The 17,955-nt window shown below is 70.2% G+C and carries 16 protein-coding genes; 13 read left to right on the top strand and 3 right to left on the bottom strand.

Features of this window, described 5'->3' with window-relative positions; all coding sequences use genetic code 11:
• The first annotated feature begins 33 nt into the window (after positions 1-33).
• Genes RZE79_RS22875 through RZE79_RS22845 form a run of 7 tightly spaced genes read left to right on the top strand, consistent with a single transcriptional unit; the run spans position 34 to position 7,088 of the window.
• Positions 34-819, top strand: a complete 786-nt coding sequence (locus RZE79_RS22875) for an enoyl-CoA hydratase/isomerase family protein (RefSeq protein ID WP_319356981.1) — start codon at positions 34-36, stop codon at positions 817-819.
• A complete protein-coding gene (locus RZE79_RS22870) occupies positions 804-2,390 on the top strand; it encodes a long-chain fatty acid--CoA ligase (RefSeq protein WP_319356980.1) in 1,587 nt (528 codons plus the stop codon). The genes RZE79_RS22875 and RZE79_RS22870 overlap by 16 nt, the downstream gene beginning before the upstream one ends.
• A gap of 2 nt (positions 2,391-2,392) precedes the next feature.
• Positions 2,393-3,007, top strand: coding sequence for a methyltransferase domain-containing protein (locus RZE79_RS22865; protein ID WP_319356979.1), 615 nt, complete (start codon positions 2,393-2,395; stop codon positions 3,005-3,007).
• A 22-nt stretch (positions 3,008-3,029) separates the two neighbouring features.
• Positions 3,030-4,247 (top strand): acyl-CoA dehydrogenase family protein, encoded by a 1,218-nt coding sequence (locus RZE79_RS22860; protein ID WP_319356978.1) that lies wholly within the window; start codon positions 3,030-3,032, stop codon positions 4,245-4,247.
• Positions 4,244-5,317 carry a phosphotransferase family protein gene (locus RZE79_RS22855; protein WP_319356977.1) on the top strand — a complete coding sequence of 358 codons (1,074 nt, stop codon included), beginning with the start codon at positions 4,244-4,246 and terminating at the stop codon, positions 5,315-5,317. Before RZE79_RS22860 ends, RZE79_RS22855 begins: the two co-directional genes overlap by 4 nt.
• Positions 5,314-6,081 (top strand): glucose 1-dehydrogenase, encoded by a 768-nt coding sequence (locus RZE79_RS22850; protein ID WP_319356976.1) that lies wholly within the window; start codon positions 5,314-5,316, stop codon positions 6,079-6,081. The genes RZE79_RS22855 and RZE79_RS22850 overlap by 4 nt, the downstream gene beginning before the upstream one ends.
• Before the next feature lie 11 nt (positions 6,082-6,092).
• Positions 6,093-7,088: an NADPH:quinone oxidoreductase family protein gene (locus RZE79_RS22845; protein WP_319356975.1), complete on the top strand. Its 996-nt coding sequence runs from the start codon at positions 6,093-6,095 to the stop codon at positions 7,086-7,088.
• A 1-nt stretch (position 7,089) separates the two neighbouring features.
• On the opposite strand, the gene RZE79_RS22840 is transcribed toward RZE79_RS22845, so the two are convergent.
• On the bottom strand, positions 7,090-8,076 hold the full coding sequence (locus RZE79_RS22840; RefSeq protein ID WP_319356974.1) for an alpha/beta hydrolase: 987 nt from the start codon (positions 8,074-8,076) through the stop codon (positions 7,090-7,092).
• 19 nt (positions 8,077-8,095) lie between these two features.
• Positions 8,096-10,144 carry an NADPH-dependent 2,4-dienoyl-CoA reductase gene (locus tag RZE79_RS22835; protein WP_319356973.1) on the bottom strand — a complete coding sequence of 683 codons (2,049 nt, stop codon included), beginning with the start codon at positions 10,142-10,144 and terminating at the stop codon, positions 8,096-8,098.
• Between the two features lie 195 nt (positions 10,145-10,339).
• Here RZE79_RS22835 and RZE79_RS22830 point away from each other — a divergent pair, with 195 nt between their 5' ends.
• From RZE79_RS22830 to RZE79_RS22805, 6 genes are read left to right on the top strand one after another with little or no spacing between them, the layout of a single operon-like run.
• A complete protein-coding gene (locus RZE79_RS22830) occupies positions 10,340-11,512 on the top strand; it encodes an ABC transporter substrate-binding protein (protein ID WP_319356972.1) in 1,173 nt (390 codons plus the stop codon).
• Positions 11,513-11,543: 31 nt separating this feature from the next.
• Positions 11,544-12,419: a branched-chain amino acid ABC transporter permease gene (locus tag RZE79_RS22825; protein WP_319356971.1), complete on the top strand. Its 876-nt coding sequence runs from the start codon at positions 11,544-11,546 to the stop codon at positions 12,417-12,419.
• A complete protein-coding gene (locus tag RZE79_RS22820) occupies positions 12,416-13,492 on the top strand; it encodes a branched-chain amino acid ABC transporter permease (protein ID WP_319356970.1) in 1,077 nt (358 codons plus the stop codon). The genes RZE79_RS22825 and RZE79_RS22820 overlap by 4 nt, the downstream gene beginning before the upstream one ends.
• Complete coding sequence (locus RZE79_RS22815) at positions 13,489-14,289, top strand: ABC transporter ATP-binding protein (RefSeq protein WP_319356969.1); 801 nt, start codon at positions 13,489-13,491, stop codon at positions 14,287-14,289. Before RZE79_RS22820 ends, RZE79_RS22815 begins: the two co-directional genes overlap by 4 nt.
• Positions 14,286-15,149: an ABC transporter ATP-binding protein gene (locus tag RZE79_RS22810; protein WP_319356968.1), complete on the top strand. Its 864-nt coding sequence runs from the start codon at positions 14,286-14,288 to the stop codon at positions 15,147-15,149. The genes RZE79_RS22815 and RZE79_RS22810 overlap by 4 nt, the downstream gene beginning before the upstream one ends.
• A 33-nt stretch (positions 15,150-15,182) precedes the next feature.
• Positions 15,183-17,027 (top strand): long-chain fatty acid--CoA ligase, encoded by a 1,845-nt coding sequence (locus tag RZE79_RS22805; RefSeq protein ID WP_319356967.1) that lies wholly within the window; start codon positions 15,183-15,185, stop codon positions 17,025-17,027.
• A gap of 16 nt (positions 17,028-17,043) precedes the next feature.
• On the opposite strand, the gene RZE79_RS22800 is transcribed toward RZE79_RS22805, so the two are convergent.
• Positions 17,044-17,808, bottom strand: a complete 765-nt coding sequence (locus RZE79_RS22800; protein WP_319356966.1) for an SDR family oxidoreductase — start codon at positions 17,806-17,808, stop codon at positions 17,044-17,046.
• Positions 17,809-17,955: the final 147 nt, after the last annotated feature.

The following is a 17,955-nucleotide window of genomic DNA, read 5'->3' as shown; positions in this document are numbered from 1 at the left end:
CGGCCGGCGCCCCAGCACAAGGAGCGAGACAAGATGAGCGAGACGAACGAGCCCGCGGTGCGGGTGGACAAGCGCGGCCACGCGCTGTGGGTCACGATCAACCGGCCCGACAAGCGCAACGCGATCAACAAGGACGTGGTGGCCGGCATCCGCGACGGCTGGCGCCGCGCCCATGCCGACTCCGAGGTGCGCGTGATCGTGCTCACTGCCGCGGGCGACAAGGCCTTCTGCGCGGGCGGCGACCTGCAGCCGGGTGCAGGCTTCGCGTTCGACCTGTCGCAGCCCAGCATCGACTATGCCGACATGCTGCGCGAGGTGCAGAACGCCACCCTGCCGAGCATCGCGCGCATCAACGGCGTTTGCATGGCCGGCGGCGTGGGCCTGCTGTGCATGACCGACATGGCGGTCGCGGCCGACCATGTGCAGTTCGGTCTGCCCGAGGTCAAGATCGGCCTGTTCCCGATGCAGGTGCTGAGCCTGCTGCAGGACATCGTGCCGCGCCGCACGCTGCGCGAATGGTGCCTCACGGGCGAGTCCTTCGGCGCGGCCGAGGCGCGGGAGGCGGGGCTGCTCAACTACGCGGTGCCCGCCGATGAGCTCGACGCAAAAACGCAGTGGCTGGTCGACCGCCTCGCCGGCAAGTCGCCCACGGCGCTGCGCCGCGGCAAGTACGCGATGCGCGCGATGGCCGCGATGTCCTTCGACGAAGGCATCGCCTACACCGAGAGCCAGATCGCACTGCTCGCGATGACCGAGGACGCGCGCGAGGGCCTGGCCTCGTTCAACGAAAAGCGGAAGCCGGTATGGACCGGACGCTGAACCCCGCCGCCACGGCGCCCACCAACCGCAGCGCGCATGCGGTCGGCCTGGCCGAGTGGCTGTCGCGCCGCGCGGCCCGCGCACCGCACCGCCCGGCACTGAGCTGCGAGGACGTGCACTGGAACTACGGCGAACTCGTCGACCGCATCGAATGCATGTCGGCGGTGCTGGCCGCGGGCGGCGTGGGCGCGGGCGCGCGCGTCGGCTACCTCGGGCTCAACGACCCGATGTTCGTCGTCGTGCTGTTCGCCACTGCGCGGCTCGGCGCGATCTGCGTGCCGCTCAACTTCCGGCTCAGCGGCGCGGAGCTGTCTTTCGTGATCAACGACGCGGGCGTGCACACGCTGGTGGTGGGCGAGGAGCACATCGCGGTGATCGACCCGGTGCGCACCACGCTGGCCTGCAGCCGCTACATCCACCGCGGCGCGGGCGCACCAGGCTGGGAAGCGGCCGATGCGCTGCTGGCCGATGCGCCGCCCGTGCCGCCGGCCGTGCCGGTGCGCGCCGACGACGTGTCGGTGATCATGTACACCTCGGGCACCACCGGCCATCCCAAGGGCGCGATGCTCACGCACGGGAATTTCTGGACCAACAACCTCAATGAGATGTTCCTCTGGGACATGGTCTCGAGCGACGTCACGCTGAACTTCGCACCGATGTTCCATGTGGGCGGCCTGCTGTGCGGCAGCATGACCACGCTGCTGGCCGGCGGGCACCTGGTGCTGCAGCGCGGCTTCGATCCCCAGGCCGTGCTCGACGCGGTGGTGAAGCACCGCGTGAGCGTGAGCTTCGGCGTGCCGGCCATGCTGCTGTTCATCAGCCAGCACGCGGGCTTCGAGGCGGCCGACCTGTCCTCGCTGCGGCTGGTGGCCGTGGGCGGCGCGCCCATGCCCGAGCCGCTGCTGCGGCTGTACGCGTCGCGCGGCATCCCGGTGCACCAGGGCTACGGCATGACCGAGACCGCCTCGATGATCACCTTCCTGCACCCCGACCGGTCACGCGACAAGCTGGGCTCGAGCGGAACGCCGCCGCTCATGACCGAGATCAAGCTCATCGACGTGATGGGCGACGAGGTCACCGCGCCCGGCGCCACCGGCGAGATTTGCGTGCGCGGCGGCAACGTGATGCCCGGCTACTGGAACCGACCCGAGGCCAATGCCACGGCCTTCACCGCCGACGGCTGGTTCCGCAGCGGCGACGTGGGCTACCGCGATGCAGAGGGCTTCCTGTTCGTCTGCGACCGGCTCAAGGACATGGTGATCAGCGGCGGCGAGAACATCTACCCGGCCGAGATCGAGAGCGTGCTCTACGACCACCCCGACGTCGCCGAGGCGGCCGTGATAGGCGCACCCGATGCGCAGTGGGGCGAACGCGTGGTCGCGGTGATCGCGCCCCGGCCCGGCAAGACCGTCACGCTCGAGGGCCTGCGCGAATTCGCGCAGTCGCGGCTGGCGCGCTACAAGCTGCCCAAGGAGCTGCGGCTGGTCGAGGCGCTGCCGCGCAACCCGACCGGCAAGGTGCTCAAGGCCAAGCTGCGCGAGCACGACGCCGCCGCCACCAGGAAGGGGTGAGCATGGCCGGCCCCACTCCCGCGTTCTGGCAGCAGCGCTTCGAAACAGGCAGCACGCCCTGGGACCGCGGCGAGGCAGGCCCGCAATTGCAGCGCTGGCTCGACAGAGGCGCCATCGCGCCTGGCGAGCGCGTGGTGGTGCCAGGCTGCGGCAGCGGCTGGGAGGTTGCGGCACTGGCGGCCGCGGGCGTCGACGCTGTCGGCCTCGACTATGTAGCGGCGGCCGTGGAACGCACGCGGACGCTGCTCGCGGCGCACGGCCTCGCGGCCGAGGTGATGCAGGCCGACGTGCTGCAGTGGCGGCCATCGATGCAGGTCGATGCGGTCTACGAACAGACCTGCCTGTGCGCGCTGCATCCCGACCTCTGGAGCGCGTACGCGGCGCAGCTCGCGGCCTGGGTGCGTCCGGGCGGCCGGCTGCTCGCGCTGTTCATGCAGAAGCGCGAGGCCTCGGCGGGCGAGGGCGTGGTCAGCGGGCCGCCCTACCACTGCGACATCCATGCGATGCGCGCGCTGTTCCCGTCCATCGGATGGGCCTGGCCCAAACCGCCCTATGCCCACGTGGCGCACCCGAGCGGCGCCTACGAGCTGGCCGTCGAACTGGTGCGGCAGGCCTGACATCACAGAGACCGGAGACACGATGGACTTCAAGCATTCCGAGACCTCGCTGCAGCTGCAGCAGCGCGTGCGCGACTTCATGGAGGCGCACGTCTACCCGGCCGAACACGTCTACTACCAGCAGGTGCAGGCCAGCGACCATCCCTACCGCACGCCGGCCGTGCTGCAGGAGCTCAAGGCGCTGGCGCAGGCGCAGGGCCTGTGGAACCTGTTCCTCTCGTCGGCCAGGGGCGGTCTGAGCAACCTCGACTACGCGCCGGTCAAGGAGATCATGGGCCGTGTGCTCTGGGCGCCGGAGATATTCAACTGCTCGGCGCCCGACACCGGCAACATGGAGGTGCTGTCGCACTACGGCACGCCCGCGCAGAAGGCGAAGTGGCTCGAGCCGCTGATGGCGGGCACGATCCGCTCGGCCTTCTCGATGACCGAGCCTGCCGTGGCCTCGAGCGACGCGACCAACATCCAGTGCGAGATCCGCCGCGACGGCGACGACTACGTGATCAACGGCCGCAAGTGGTTCACCTCGGGCGCGCTCAATGAGGAGTGCACGCTGCTCATCGTGATGGGCAAGACCGACCCCGACCACGCCGACCGGCACAAGCAGCAGTCGATGATCCTCGTGCCCAAGAACACGCCCGGCGTGCGCATCGTGCGCGACATCACGGCCTTCGGCTACGACGATGCACCGGTGGGCCATCCCGAGATCGTCTACGACAACGTGCGCGTGCCCGCCTCGAACATGCTGCTGGGCGAGGGCCGTGGCTTCGAGATCGCGCAGGGCCGGCTCGGCCCGGGCCGCATCCACCACTGCATGCGGCTGATCGGCTGCGCCCAGCGCGCACTGGAGATGATGTGCGAGCGCGCCAACACGCGTGTGGCCTTCGGTCGGGCGCTGGGCGAGCAGGGCTCGGTGCGCGAGGACATCGCGCATTCCTTCTGCGAGATCGAGCAGGCGCGGCTGCTCACGCTGAACGCGGCCGACAAGATGGACCGCGAGGGCAACAAGGCCGCCCGGGACCTGATCGCCGCGGCCAAGATCGTGGTGCCCAGCATGGCGGCGCGCGTGATCGACCGCGCGATCCAGATCTTCGGCGGCGCGGGCGTGTCGCAGGACACCTTCCTGCCGCGCGCCTACGTGTACGCGCGCTTCATCCGCATCGGCGACGGGCCCGACCAGGTGCACCTGTCGGCCATCGGCAAGGACCTGCTCAAGCGCAGCGCTGCGCGCGCCGCAGCATGACGGCCTCGGTCGTCAGCGCGCCGCCGCTCGACCTGGCGCGGCTCGGCCGCTACCTCGAGGCGCAGGCGCCGGGCTTCCGCGGGCTGCGCAGCGCCGAGCGCTTCGTCGGCGGCAACTCGAACCCGATCTGGCGCGTGGAGGCCGACAGCGGGTGCTACATCCTGCGCACGCAGCCGGCCGGCGAACTGCTCAAGTCCGCGCACGCGCTCGACCGCGAGGCGCGCATCCTCACGGCGCTGCAGCGCAGCGCGGTGCCGGTGCCGCGGCTGCGCGTGCTGTGCAACGACCTCGATGTGGTGGGCGTGCAGTTCTACCTGATGGATTTCGTCGAGGGCGTGGTGCATCGTCACGTGGGCCTCCCCACGGTGCCCCGGGACCGGCGCCGCGCCGTGTACGAGGCGGCCATCGACAGCCTGGTAGCCATCCACCGCGCCGACGTCGAGGCACTGGGCCTGGCCGACTTCGGCCGCCCCGGCAACTACTTCGAGCGCCAGCTGCACCGCTGGAAGCAGCAGTACCGCGCCGCCATGCCCGAGGGCTCGGCGCCGATGGACGCGCTGATCGCGCGGCTCGAGGCGCTGATGCCGCGCGAGGGCCATCCCGTGGTGCTGCTGCACGGCGACTCGCGGCTGGACAACCTGATGTTCGATGCGAGCGGCTGCCGCGTGATCGCGGTGCTCGACTGGGAGCTGTCGACGCTGGGCCATCCGCTCGCGGACCTGGGCCAGTTCCTGGGCGTGCAGGAACTGCCACCCGACTACCTGCTGCCCGGCTTGCGCGGCGTCGACCGCGCCGCGCAGGGCCTGCCCACGCAGGACGAACTCGCCCATCGCTACCTGCGCGCGATGGGCATGGACCCGCGCGCCGACATGCGCTTCTACAAGGCCTTCGCGATGTTCCGCCAGGCCTCGATGTCCGCGGGCCTGCGCCGTCGGGCCGCGCTGGGCACGGCCGTGGCCGAGAGCGCGCTGGCCTTCGGCAACACCCTGGACGTGTTCGTGCTCGCGGGCCTCGACATCCTCGATGGTGGCGCTGCGCCTTCCTCGACCCCCACGGAGACAACGACATGAGCGCTCCCCACCCTTTCGACCTGGGCGGCAAGGTCGCGCTGGTCACCGGCTCCTCGCAAGGCATCGGTGCCGCGACCGCGCGCGTGCTGGCGCAGGCCGGCGCGCACGTGGTGATCAGCAGCCGCAAGCCCGACGACTGCGAGCGCGTGGCGCAGGCGCTGCGCGACGAGGGCCTGAAGGCCGAGGCCCGTGCCTGCCATATCGGCCGCATGGAGGACATCGCGGCGATGGGCGCGCAGCTGCAGGCCGCGCACGGCGGACTCGACATCCTGGTGAACAACGCGGTGCTCAGCCCCTGGCGCACCATCGATGACATCGACGCCGGCCTGTTCGCCAAGGCCGTGGACGTGAACCTGCGCGGCTACTGGTTCCTGTCGAGCGAGGCGGTCAAGCTGATGAAGCCGCGCGGCGGCGGCAGCATCGTGAACATCTCCTCGGTGTCGGCGCTACACCCCGAGAAGATGCTCGGGCTCTACGGCACGCTCAAGACTGCGCTGATCGGCATGAGCCGCGCGTTCGCGCTCGAGTACGGGCCCTTCGGCATCCGCGCCAACACCGTGCTGCCCGGCGTGATCGAGACCAAACTGGCCGAAGCCTTCGACGGCGCGGCGCGCGAGCGCATCCTGCAGAAGACGCCGGTGCGCCGCGTCGGCCGCCCCGAGGAGATCGGCTACGCGGTGCTCTACCTGTGCGCCGCATCGGGCGCCTTCACCACGGGCGCGAGCCTGGTGGTCGACGGCGGCATGTCCATTTCAATGTTGTAGAGGAAGAAAAGATGAAAGCCGTTCTTGCCAGGCGCCACGGGTCGCCCGAGTCGCTGGTGGTGGAAGACATCGCGCCCCTGCAGGCCGGTCCGGGCGAGGTCATCGTCAGCGTGCACGCCAGCGCAGTCAATTTCCCCGACACGCTGATCATCGAGAACCGCTACCAGTTCAAGCCCGCGCTGCCCTTCTCGCCGGGCGGCGAGGTGGCCGGGACGGTCAAGCAGGTGGGCGAGGGCGTGCAGGGTTTCGCGCAAGGCGACCGCGTGATCGCGGTCTGCGGCTGGGGCGGCTACGCCGAAGAGGTGCGCACCGTGCCCGAGAAGTTGGTGGCGCTGCCCGCGGGCATCGACATGGAAGCCGCGGCCGCGTTGGTGATCACCTACGGCACCTCGCACTACGCGCTCAAGGACCGCGCGGCCCTCCAGCCCGGCGAGACGCTGCTGGTACTGGGCGCGGCCGGCGGCACCGGGATCTCGGCGGTCGAGCTGGGCAAGCTCATGGGCGCACGCGTGATCGCCGCGGCCTCCACCGACGAGAAGCTCGCGCTGTGCCGGGCCCACGGGGCCGACGAAACCATCAACTACACGAGCGAAGACCTGCGCGAGCGCATCAAGGCGCTGACGGACGGGCGCGGCGTCGATGTGGTCTACGACCCAGTCGGCGGCAGCTACACCGAACCCGCGCTGCGCAGCATGGCCTGGCGCGGCCGCTACCTGGTGATCGGTTTCACCGCCGGCGAGATCCCCAAGCCGGCGTTGAATCTGGTGCTGCTCAAGGGCTGTTCGATCGTGGGCGTGTTCTACGGCGGCTTCGCGCAGGCCGAGCCGGTGCGCTACCAGGCCTTCATGGACGAACTCGTGGGCTGGCTCGCGCAGGGCCGCATCCGCCCGGCGATCACCGAGCGCTACCCGCTGGAGCAGGCGGCGCAGGCGCTGCGGGTGGTGGCCGACCGCAAGGCCACCGGGAAGATCATGCTGACGACGGCACTGGGCCGCGGCGAGGGCTGAATCAGCACGCTGGCATGCGCCGCGCCAGCCAGTCGAGCAGCAGCGCGTTCACCGCGTCGGGCTGCTCCTGCTGCGTCCAGTGGCCGCAGTCGGCGATGGTGTGGCGCTCCAGGTCGGGCACGATGCGCTCCATGCCGCGGGTGGTCGTCGGTGGCAGGAAGAAGTCGTCCGCCGCACTGACCATGAGCGCCGGTACGCCGACGTGATCGGGCGTGCTGGCGGTGTCGAGCCAGTTGCGGTGCAGGTTGCGATACCAGTTCAGCGCACCTTCGAAGCCGGTGCGCGCAAAGGCCTGCGTGAACACACGCAGCGCGTCTTTGTCCAGCAGTGGCGAGCCCATCACCGCGGGCTCGCCGGTGAACATCGTGGCGGGCAGGGCCTGCACGCGCGCGGGCAACTGCGCGAATTGCGCGAGCGTGAGCGCGGGGCGCCGCATCAGGCCTCGGAAGGTGGCCTCGACGTCGCGGCCCAGCAGCGCCTCGCCCGCACCCGGCGGCTGGAACGCGACCATGTAGTGCGCGGGCCCGCGCGCCTGCAGCATGGTCTGCACCAGGTCGACCTCGGTGCGGCGCGTGTAGGGCGTGTTCAGCGAGACGACACCCTGCACACGCGCCGCATGGTCGCGCGCCAGCGCCCAGGCGAGCGCACCGCCGAAGTCGTGGCCCACGACCACCGCGCGCGCGATGCCCAGCGCATCGAGCAGCCCGACCACGTCGCGCGCGAGGCTCTGCATGCGGTAGGCCTCGAGCGGGCCCTGGGGGCCGGTGTCGCCGTAGCCGCGCAGGTCGGGCGCGACCACGCCGTAGCCCGCGTCGGCCAGCGCACGGACCTGGTGGCGCCACGAGTAGGCGAGTTCGGGAAAGCCGTGCAGCAGCACGACCGTGGGCCGCGCCGCATCGGCCGGCGGCACCACGCAGGCGGCCAACGCGAGGCCGGGGGTGGTGACCCGGCGCCAGCCGGGCAGGGTAGGGGAATCGGTGGCAGGCATGTCCTTCTCCTGGTGCAGTTCAGAGCGAGGCCGCGAGGCGCACGCCTTCGTCGATGGCGCGCGTGGCGTCGAGTTCGGCCGCGAAGCGCGCGCCACCGATCGCGGTCACGGGCACGCCGGCCGCTTCGAGCGCGGGGGCCAGTGCATTGTCGGGGTCCTGGCCCGCGCACAGCACGACGGTGTCGACCACCAGCACGCGCGGCTCGCCGCGCACCCGCAGGTGCAGGGCCAGCGCGTCGCCCCGGGCCTCGATGCGTTCGTAGGCCACGCCCGCCCACTGGTGCACGCCGCGCCGGCCGAGCAGCGCGCGGCGGATCCAGCCGGTGGTCTTGCCCAGCCGCTTGCCCGGCGTCTCGTCCTTGCGCTGCAGCAGCCACACGTCGCGTGGCGACTGCGGCGGCGCGGGCGGCACCAGGCCGCCGCGCGCGGCCACGCTGAAGTCGATGCCCCAGGTCGCGGCGAAGTGCGCGCCCTCGTCGGCCGCGCCCAGGGCCTCGTGCGTGAGCAACTCGGCCACGTCGAAGCCGATGCCGCCCGCGCCGATGATCGCGACGCGCGCGCCGGGCCTGTGGCGACCCTCGATCACCTCGGCGTAGCCGACCACGCCCGGCAGGTCGATGCCCGGCAGTTCGGGCGTGCGCGCCCGCACGCCCGTGGCCAGGATCACGTGGTCGAAGCCACCGGCCGCCAGCGTGGCGGGCTCGGCTCGGACGCCGAGCACCTGGCGCACGCCCGCGCGCTCGAGCCGGGTCGCGTAGTGGCGCAGCGTCTCGGCGTATTCCTCCTTGCCCGGGATGCGCCGCGCCAGGTTGAACTGGCCGCCGACGCGCGGCGCCGCGTCGAACAGCGTGACCTCGTGGCCGCGCTCGGCCGCGGTGGTGGCCGCGGCCAGGCCGCCCGGGCCGGCGCCGACCACCGCGATGCGCCGGCGTCGGGCGGCGGGCTCGATCACCAGCTCGGTCTCGCGGCAGGCGCGCGGGTTGACCATGCAGCCGGTCAGCTGGCCCGAGAAGGCCGCGTCGAGGCAGCCCTGGTTGCAGGCGATGCAGGTGTCGATCTCGTCGGCGCGGCCCGCGCCGGCCTTGTTCACGAAGTCGGCATCGGCGAGCAGCGGGCGCGCCATGGACACCAGGTCGGCGTCGCCGCGCGCGAGGATCGACTCGGCCAGCGCCGGGTCGTTGATGCGGTTGCTCGCCACCACCGGTACCCGCAGCTCCCGCTTGAGCCGGGCCGTGAGCGCGACGAAGGCCGCGCGCGGCACCAGCGTGGCGATGGTGGGCACGCGCGCCTCGTGCCAGCCCACGTAGGGGTTGAGGATCGAGGCGCCCGCGTCCTGCACCGCATGAGCGAGCTGCACCACCTCGTCCCAGGTGCAGCCGCCCTCGACCAGGTCGAGCATCGACAGCCGGTAGATCAGCAAGAAGCGCGGCCCGGTCGCTTCGCGCACGCGGCGCACCGCCTCAACCGCGAAGCGCATGCGGTTCTCGGCGCTGCCGCCCCAGGCGTCCTCGCGCTGGTTGGCGCGCGGCGCCGCGAACTGGTTGATCAGGTAGCCCTCGGCGCCCATCACCTCGACGCCGTCGTAGCCCGCGCTCTGCGCCAGCACCGCGGCGCGCGCGTAGTCGTCGAGCGTGCGCTGGATGTCGGCCTCGCTCATCTCGCGCGGCGTGGCCGCCGACAGCGGCGACTTGCGCGCCGACGGGGCCACGCCCTGGTCGTGGTGCGCATAGCGGCCCGCGTGCAGCAGCTGCATCGCGACCAGCGCGCCGTGCGCATGCACCGCATCGGTGATCTCGCGGTGCGGCGCGGCGTCGGCCGCGCTGGCCAGCGTGCGCATACCGGCCCACATGTTGCCCTCGGCGTTGGGCGACAACCCGCCCGTGACGATCAGCGCCACGCCGCCGCGCGCCCGCTCGGCATAGAAGGCCGCCATGCGCGCGATGCCGTCGGGTTTCTCTTCGAGGCCTGTATGCATCGAGCCCATGAGCACGCGGCAGCGCAGCAGCGTCTGGCTGCCGTCGGCATGCGGGATGGCCAGCGGCGAGAGGAGGGTGGGGTAGGTGTTCATCGTGCGGCAATTCTGAGAAGGCCACGTGCGTAGGTCTTGTGCCGAGTCGCTGGACGGCGCCGTCCTGCGCGACCTGGGACTTTCCCGAGGATGCGGCCAGCCCAGCGACTCGGCACAAGACCGTGGGGGTGCGAGCGGCAAGACTGCGCGGGTGGCCGATCGCTCCCGATCGCCGAAGTCCCAGGAGTTTGCGAGATGAAGACTAGACGTACAGGCCTCGCAGCCGCATGGCTGGCCGCCGCCTTGCCATTGGCCGCCGGCGCCCAGGCTACGCAGGGCGTGAGCAAGACCGAGGTGGTGGTCGGGACCATCCAGGACCTGTCGGGCCCGATCGCGGCCTTCGGCAAGGAGACCGTCAATGGCATGAACATGCGCATCGAGGAGTTCAATGCGGCCGGCGGCACCGCCGGCCGCAAGATCCGCCTGGTCGTCGAGGACTCGAGCTACGATACCAAGAAGGCCGTGCTGGCCGCGCAGAAGCTGGTGCAGAACGACAAGATCTTCATCACGGTGGCGAACATCGGCACCGCGCTGGCGCTGACCACCATGCCGATCTTCACCGAGGGCGGCGTGATCCATGCGTTCCCGCTGGCCTCGGCGCGTGGCCTCTACGACCCGCCGAACCCGCTGGCCTTCGCCTTCACCGTGCCTTACTACCAGCAGGGCCGCGTGATCGTAAAGGCGCTGACCAAGACCCGCGACGACCGCAAGTGGTGTTCGCTGATGCAGGACGACGAGCTGGGCACCGAGCTCATGAAGGGCGTCGAGTCGCAGCTCGGCGAACTCAAGAAGAAGGTGCTGGAGAAGACCACCTACAAGCGCGGCGCGACCGACTTCTCGTCGCAGGTGGCGCGGCTCAAGAGTGCTGGCTGCGACACCATGGTGGTGGGCACCACGCTGCGCGAGACCATCGGCACGCTCAACGAAGCCAAGAAGGTCGGCTTCGCGCCCGACTTCATCGGCACCTCGGCCTCGTACTCGCACCTGGTGCCCAAACTGGGCGGCCCGGTGACCGAGGGCTTCCTGTCCTCGCATGCGAGCTCGCAGCCCTACGCCGACGATGCCTCGAAGGAACTGCGCGACTGGTACGCGGCCTACAAGACCAAGTACAACGAGGACCCGGGTCAGTACGCGGTGTTCGGCTACGGCGCGATGGACTGGACCATCAAGACCTTGGAGAAGGTCGGCGCCGACCTCACGACCCAGCGCTTCGTTCAGGCCATGGAGAGCTCGACCTTCCCGCGCGACAAGCTGGGCTTCGACACCATGAGCTTCTCCAGGACCAAGCGCCTGGGCTCCGAGGCGGTGCGCATCTCGAAGCTGGTCAACGGCCGCTGGGTGCCGATCACCGACTACCTGCAGCCCTGAGTGGCCCGCCCCCTTCACGCCAGGAGCTGCCTTGGAATTCATCCAGTTGCTGATATCCGGTGCCGCCCTGGGCTGCATCTACGCGCTGATCGCGCTGGGCTTCGTGCTGATCTACAAGGCGACCGAGACCGTCAACTTCGCGCAGGGCGAGCTGATGATGCTCGGCGCCTGCACCGGCTACCTGCTGATGCTGTGGTTCAAGCTGCCTTTCCTGTGGGCCGCGCTGGTGAGCGTCGCGGGCATGGCGGGCTTCGGCATGCTGCTCGAGCGCGCGGTGATCCGGCCCATCCTGGGCCAGCCGCAGTTCACCGTGGTGATGCTGACCATCGGGCTGGGCTACATCACGCGCGGGCTGGTCACGATGCTGCCGGGCATCGGCACCGACACCCACGTGCTCGACGTGCCCTATCGCGGCGAGGTCTGGAAGCTCGGCACGCTGGTGCTGAGCGCGGAGCAGGGCGCGGTGATCGGCATCACGCTCGCCCTGTGCCTGGGCCTGTTCCTGATGTTCAAGTACACCAAGCTCGGCGTGGCGATGCAGGCGGCATCGCAGAACCAGCTCGCGGCCTACTACGTGGGCATCCCGGTGCGCCGGCTCAACGGCATGGTGTGGGGGCTTTCGGCGGCCGTGGCCACGGTGGCCGGACTGCTGCTCGCGCCCATCACCTTCGTGCACGTGAACATGGGCTTCATCGGCCTCAAGGCCTTCCCGGCCGCGGTGGTCGGCGGCTTCGGCAGCCTGCCGGGCGCGGTGGTGGGCGGGCTGATCATTGGCATCGTCGAGGCGCTCGCGGGCTTCTACCTGCCCGAGGGCTTCAAGGACGTGGCGGCCTACGTGGTGGTGCTGCTGATGCTTATCGTCAAGCCCAGCGGATTGTTCGGCGAGAAGCAGCGAAAGAAAGTATGAGATTCATCTTCAGAACCAGCTACCGCCAGGATTACCGCCTCGCGCAGCACAACGGCCACCTGTTCTGGTACGGGCTGCTGCTCGCGGCGCTGGTGGCCGTGCCCTGGGTCGTCGGCTCCTACTGGACCTCGCAGCTCACCTTCGTGCTGATCTACGCGATCGCGGGGCTGGGCCTGATGGTGCTCGCGGGCTACACCGGGCTGGTGTCGATCGGGCATGCGGCCTTCCTGGGCGTGGGCGCGTACACGCAGGCCGTGCTCACGGGGCAGGGCTGGTCGTTCCCGTTGGCACTGGCCGCATCGGCCGGGTTGTCGGCCGCGGTGGGCGTGGTGGTCGGGCTGCCCGCGCTGCGCGTCAAGGGCATCTACCTCGCGGTGGCGACGCTGGCTTTCGGCTTCATCGTCGAGGAAGTGATGGCGCGCTGGGAGCACGTCACGGGCGGCAACGCGGGCCTGTCGGTGAAGGCGCCCGCGATGTTCGGCTGGACGGCCAGCAGCGCGCCGGCCTTCTACCTGGTGGTGCTGGTGGTGTGCCTGTTCGCGACGCTGGCTGTGCTGAACTTGCTGCGCAGCTCGACCGGCCGGGCCTTCATTGCGATCCGCGATTCCGAGATATCGGCGCAGAGCATGGGCATCCACCTGGCGCGCTACAAGACCATGTCCTTCGCGCTCTCGGCAGCCATCGTGGGCGTGGCGGGCGCGCTGTACGCGCACAAGCTGCGCTTCATCTCGCCCGAGCAGTTCGGCATCGCGCAGTCGATCGACCTGCTGCTGCTTGTGGTCGTGGGCGGGCTGGGTTCGGTTCACGGCGCATTCTTCGGCGCCATCTTCCTGATCACGATGCCGCAGTTCATCGCGCTCTTCAAGGACTGGCTGCCGCCCGCCATCGGCCAGGCAGCGGGACTGCAGGCCGTGGTGTTCGGCATCGTGCTCATGGGCTTCGTGCTGTTCGAGCCCACCGGCCTGTACGGCCGCTGGGTCAAGCTGCGGACCTACCTGGAGCTGTTTCCGACCTACCGCCGCGGCATGTTCAGGCGCCAGAAAGCCTTCCAGAAATCGGAGCGAGTCCGGTGAGCGGCATCCTTCTTTCCGCCAGGGACCTGAGCGTGCGCTTCGGTGGCGTCCTGGCCGTCAACAAGGTCAGCTTCGACGTGCGCAAGGGCGAGGTCTTCACGCTGATCGGGCCCAACGGCGCGGGCAAGACCACGGTGTTCAACCTGATCAGCCGCATCTACATGCCGACCACCGGCACGCTGGCCTTCGACGGACGGCCCATCGACCGCACGCCCGCGCACGGCATCGCGGCGCTGGGCATCGCGCGCACCTTTCAGAACATCGAACTGTTCGAGCACGCGACCGTGCTGCAGAACCTGCTGATCGGCTTCCACACGCACCGGCGCTCGGGCTTCTGGAGCGACCTGCTGTTCGCGCCGGCCGCGCGGCGCAACGAGATCGCCGCGCGCCGCAAGGCCGAAGAGGTGATCGAGCTGCTGCGCCTGATGCGTTACCGCGACCAGCGCGTGGCCGGGCTGCCCTACGGCGTGCGCAAGGTGGTCGAGCTCGCGCGCGCGTTGTGCAGCGCGCCCAAGCTGCTGCTGCTCGACGAGCCCTCGTCGGGCCTGAACGCCGAGGAGACCGAGGACATGGCGTGGTGGATCCAGGACATCCAGCGCGAGCTGGGCATCACGGTGCTGATGGTCGAGCACGACATGACGCTGGTGTCGCGCGTGTCCGACCGCGTGCTCGCGATGAACCAGGGCGAGGTGCTGGCGCTCGGCACGCCGGCCGAGGTGCAGGCGCACCCGGGCGTGATCGAGGCCTACCTCGGCACCATCGACGATGTGTCGAACCTGCGAAGGGAGGCCGCATGAGCTGCACGGCCGCTCCGAAGGCTCATAGCACCGCAGCCGAAGGCGAAGGTACTCCAGTGGGCGCGCAGATCGCCACCGGCCCCGCGACCGCCGACGTGGTGCTCAAGCTGTCGAACCTCGAGAGTTCCTACGGCCCGGTCAAGGCCATCCGCGGCGTGAGCCTGCGCGTGCGCCGCGGCGAGATCGCCACGGTGCTGGGCTCCAACGGCGCGGGCAAGAGCACGATCCTCAAGACCATCTCGGGCGTGCTCGACCCGGCCAAGGGCAGCGTGGAATTCAAGGGCGCCGACATCACGGGTCAGGACCCGGCCGCGATCGTGCGCGCCGGCCTGAGCCACGTGCCCGAAGGGCGCGAGGTGTTCCCGCTGCTGTCGGTGCGCGACAACCTGATGATGGGCGCCTTCACGCGCAAGGACCGCGACGGCGTGGCGCGCGACCTCGAGGCGGTCCACGGCTACTTCCCGATCCTGCGCGAGCGCGCCGCGCAGGACGCGGGCCTGCTCTCGGGAGGCCAGCAGCAGATGCTCGCGATCTCGCGCGCGCTCATGGCCCAGCCTGAGCTGATCCTGCTCGACGAACCCAGCCTCGGCCTGAGCCCGCGGCTGACGAAGGAGATCTTCGAGATCATCGTGCGCATCAACCGCGAGCGCGGCACCACGATCCTGCTGGTGGAGCAGAACGCCAACATGGCGCTCAACGCCGCGGACTTCGGCTATGTGCTGGAGAACGGCCGCATCGTGATGGAAGACCGCTGCAGCGTGTTGCGCGAGAAGGACGACATCAAGGAGTTCTACCTCGGCGCCAAGAACGACGGCGTGCGCGGCGAGCGGCGCTGGAAGAAGAAGAAGACCTGGCGCTGAAAGCGGCCACCACCCGATCCCAGGAAACACGACATGGCGACACCCCCTTCCTTCGCGCCCGTTCCGGCGGACATCGACACCGTGCCGCGCCTGTTCCGCCATGCGGTGGCCACGCGCGGCGACGCGGTGATGCTCCGGCAGAAGGAACTCGGCATCTGGCGCGCCTACACCTATGCCGAGGTCGGGCTGATCGTCGATGAGATGGCCCGCGGGCTGGCCGCGCTGGGGCTGCGGCCCGGCGACGTGATGTCGGTGCTATCGAACACCTGCCGCGAATGGCTGTGGATGGACCTCGCCGGCCTCACGGCGGGTGCGGTGGTCAACGGCATCTACCCGACCGATGCGGCCACGCAGGTCGAGTTCCTGTGCCAGGACTCTGGCTCCACGCTGCTGGTGGTGGAGAACGAGGAGCAGCTCGACAAGTTCCTCGAGGTGCAGGCGCGGCTGCCCGCGGTGCGCCACGTGATCGTGTTCGACATGGAGGGGCTGGCGCGGCTCGACGACGCACGCGTGCTCTCGCTCGACGCGCTACGTGAGCTGGGCCGCACGCATCGGGCCACACAGCCCGCGCTGCTCGACGAGCGCATCGCGAGCCGCGGCCCGACCGACCTCGCGGTGCTGGTCTACACCTCGGGTACCACCGGGCGGCCCAAGGGCGCGATGATCTCGCACGCCAACGTGATGGCCGCGAGCCGCACGCTGCAGGCCTTCCTGCCGCGCACCTCGCTGCGCGAGCGTGCCGCCTTCCTGCCGCTGTGCCATGTGTCGGAGCGCATCTTCGGCGAGTACTACGCGCTGCTGGCCGGCCAGACGCTGAACTTCGTCGAGGATCCCGAGACCATCTTCGACAACATCCGCGAGATCCAGCCCGACGTGTTCATGGCCGTGCCGCGCATCTGGGAGAAGCTCTACTCGAGCGTGTCGACCGCGATGCGCGAGGCCACTCGGCTCGAGCAGTGGGCCTGCCGGCGCGCGCTCGCGGTGGGCGAGCGCGTGGCCGGGCACCGCGAGCGGCGCGAGGCCGTGCCGACGCTGCTGCGCGCACGCCACTGGCTGGCGCGCAAGCTGGTGCTGGACAACCTGCGCAGCCTCATGGGCCTGGGCCGCGTCGAGCTGGCCATCACCGGCGCGGCGCCGATCTCGGCCGACCTGATCCGCTGGTACATGGCGCTGGGCATCGAGCTCAACGAGCTCTGGGGCATGACCGAGGTGACCGGCGCCGCCACCTGCAACCCGCAGGGGCGCAGCCGCCCGGGCAGCATCGGCCTGCCGCTGCCGGGCTCGGAGGTGCGGCTGTCGCCGCAGGGCGAGCTGCAGGTGCGCGGCGGCCAGGTCTTCATGGGCTACCTCAACCTGCCCGAGAAGACGGCCGAGGCCTTCGAGGACGGCTGGCTGCGCACCGGCGACGTGGGCCGCATGGACGACGACGGCTATTTCTACATCACCGACCGGATGAAGGACATCATCATCACGGCGGGCGGAAAGAACGTCACGCCCTCGGAGTGGGAGAACCAGCTCAAGTTCAGCCCCTACGTGACCGACGCGGTGGTCATCGGCGACAAGCGCGCCTACCTGAGCTGCCTGGTGATGATCGACCAGGACAACGTCGAGCAGTGGGCGCAGGAGCGTTCGGTGGCCTTCTCAGACTACCGCTCGCTCACCCGCAGCCACGAGGTCGTGAGCCTGATCGCCGAGGAGATCGAGAAGGTCAACCGGCACTTCGCTCGGGTCGAGCAGATCAAGCAGTTCCGTCTGCTCGAGAACCGCCTGAGCGCGGAGGACGAGGAGCTCACGCCGACCATGAAGCTCAAGCGCTCGCTGGTCAACCGCAAATACGCGGTGCTGATCGATTCGATGTACGAGGACCGCGCAGCCTGAACGGCAGGCACGGCGCTCACTCGAGCCGCGCGTGCAGGCGCCGCATGCCGTGCAGCCAGCGCTCGGGGTCCGCCACCTTGCGCTGCAGTTGGTCGTGCACGAAATCGTGCGTCAGGATCAGGAAGCGCCGCTGCGCGAGCGCTTCCACCACGATGGCGGCCACCGCGTCGGCATCGATCAGCCCCTGCGAGAGCAGCACGCGCCGGCGGTCCGACTCGGCCTGCAGCAGCGGCGTGTCGACCGCGCCCGGGCACAGGCAGCTCACACCGATGCCGCGGTCGCCGTAGGCGATCGACAGCCACTCGGCAAATGCCACGGCCGCATGCTTGCTGACCGCGTAGGGCGCATCGAACTGCGACAGCAGCCCGGCCGCCGAGGCCGTCTGCAGCAGGTAGCCGCTGCCGCGTTCCAGCATGCGCGGCAGCAGCGCACGCGCGGCGCGCACGTGGGCCATGAGGTTCACCTCCATCACGCGCTGCCAGTCGGCGTCGGGCAGCTCGGCGCCGCCGATGGCGGTGATGCCGGCGTTCGAGCAGAACAGGTCGATCGGGCCGTGCCGCGCCTCCACCGCATCGACCAGTGCCTCGATCGCGCCCTCGGCGCCCACGTCGAGCGCTGCGGCATGGGCGCCGATGCCCTCCGCCTCCGCCTGGGCGCGGGCGCCGTCGCGGTCGACCAGGACCACGGCGCGCGCGCCTTCCGCCACGAAGCGCCGGCCCATCGCCAGGCCGATGCCGCTGGCGCCGCCTGTGATGACCACGACCTTGTCCTTCAACTGCATGGGCTCGCTCCGTTCATGAGGTGCCAGACCCTATGCCGCATGCCGCGCCGCGTCTTGCGTCGAATCGCTGCGCAGGGCGGCAAGGACAGCGAGTGCGCGCAAGTCAGCCGCGGCCGCGCAGACTAGCCTTCGCCCAACGCCGCCACG

It is taken from the genome of Variovorax sp. EBFNA2 (genome assembly GCF_033802765.1).
In the GTDB taxonomy this organism is placed as follows: domain Bacteria; phylum Pseudomonadota; class Gammaproteobacteria; order Burkholderiales; family Burkholderiaceae_C; genus Variovorax; species Variovorax paradoxus_H.
This window is presented reverse-complemented; position numbering and strand designations above follow the sequence as displayed.

Coding starts and splice junctions, on each gene's coding strand:
- RZE79_RS22875 (WP_319356981.1), top strand. CDS start 34: ATGAGCGAGACGAACGAGCCCGCGGTGCGGGTGGACAAGCGCGGCCAC.
- RZE79_RS22870 (WP_319356980.1), top strand. CDS start 804: ATGGACCGGACGCTGAACCCCGCCGCCACGGCGCCCACCAACCGCAGC.
- RZE79_RS22865 (WP_319356979.1), top strand. CDS start 2,393: ATGGCCGGCCCCACTCCCGCGTTCTGGCAGCAGCGCTTCGAAACAGGC.
- RZE79_RS22860 (WP_319356978.1), top strand. CDS start 3,030: ATGGACTTCAAGCATTCCGAGACCTCGCTGCAGCTGCAGCAGCGCGTG.
- RZE79_RS22855 (WP_319356977.1), top strand. CDS start 4,244: ATGACGGCCTCGGTCGTCAGCGCGCCGCCGCTCGACCTGGCGCGGCTC.
- RZE79_RS22850 (WP_319356976.1), top strand. CDS start 5,314: ATGAGCGCTCCCCACCCTTTCGACCTGGGCGGCAAGGTCGCGCTGGTC.
- RZE79_RS22845 (WP_319356975.1), top strand. CDS start 6,093: ATGAAAGCCGTTCTTGCCAGGCGCCACGGGTCGCCCGAGTCGCTGGTG.
- RZE79_RS22840 (WP_319356974.1), bottom strand. CDS start 8,076: ATGCCTGCCACCGATTCCCCTACCCTGCCCGGCTGGCGCCGGGTCACC.
- RZE79_RS22835 (WP_319356973.1), bottom strand. CDS start 10,144: ATGAACACCTACCCCACCCTCCTCTCGCCGCTGGCCATCCCGCATGCC.
- RZE79_RS22830 (WP_319356972.1), top strand. CDS start 10,340: ATGAAGACTAGACGTACAGGCCTCGCAGCCGCATGGCTGGCCGCCGCC.
- RZE79_RS22820 (WP_319356970.1), top strand. CDS start 12,416: ATGAGATTCATCTTCAGAACCAGCTACCGCCAGGATTACCGCCTCGCG.
- RZE79_RS22810 (WP_319356968.1), top strand. CDS start 14,286: ATGAGCTGCACGGCCGCTCCGAAGGCTCATAGCACCGCAGCCGAAGGC.
- RZE79_RS22805 (WP_319356967.1), top strand. CDS start 15,183: ATGGCGACACCCCCTTCCTTCGCGCCCGTTCCGGCGGACATCGACACC.
- RZE79_RS22800 (WP_319356966.1), bottom strand. CDS start 17,808: ATGCAGTTGAAGGACAAGGTCGTGGTCATCACAGGCGGCGCCAGCGGC.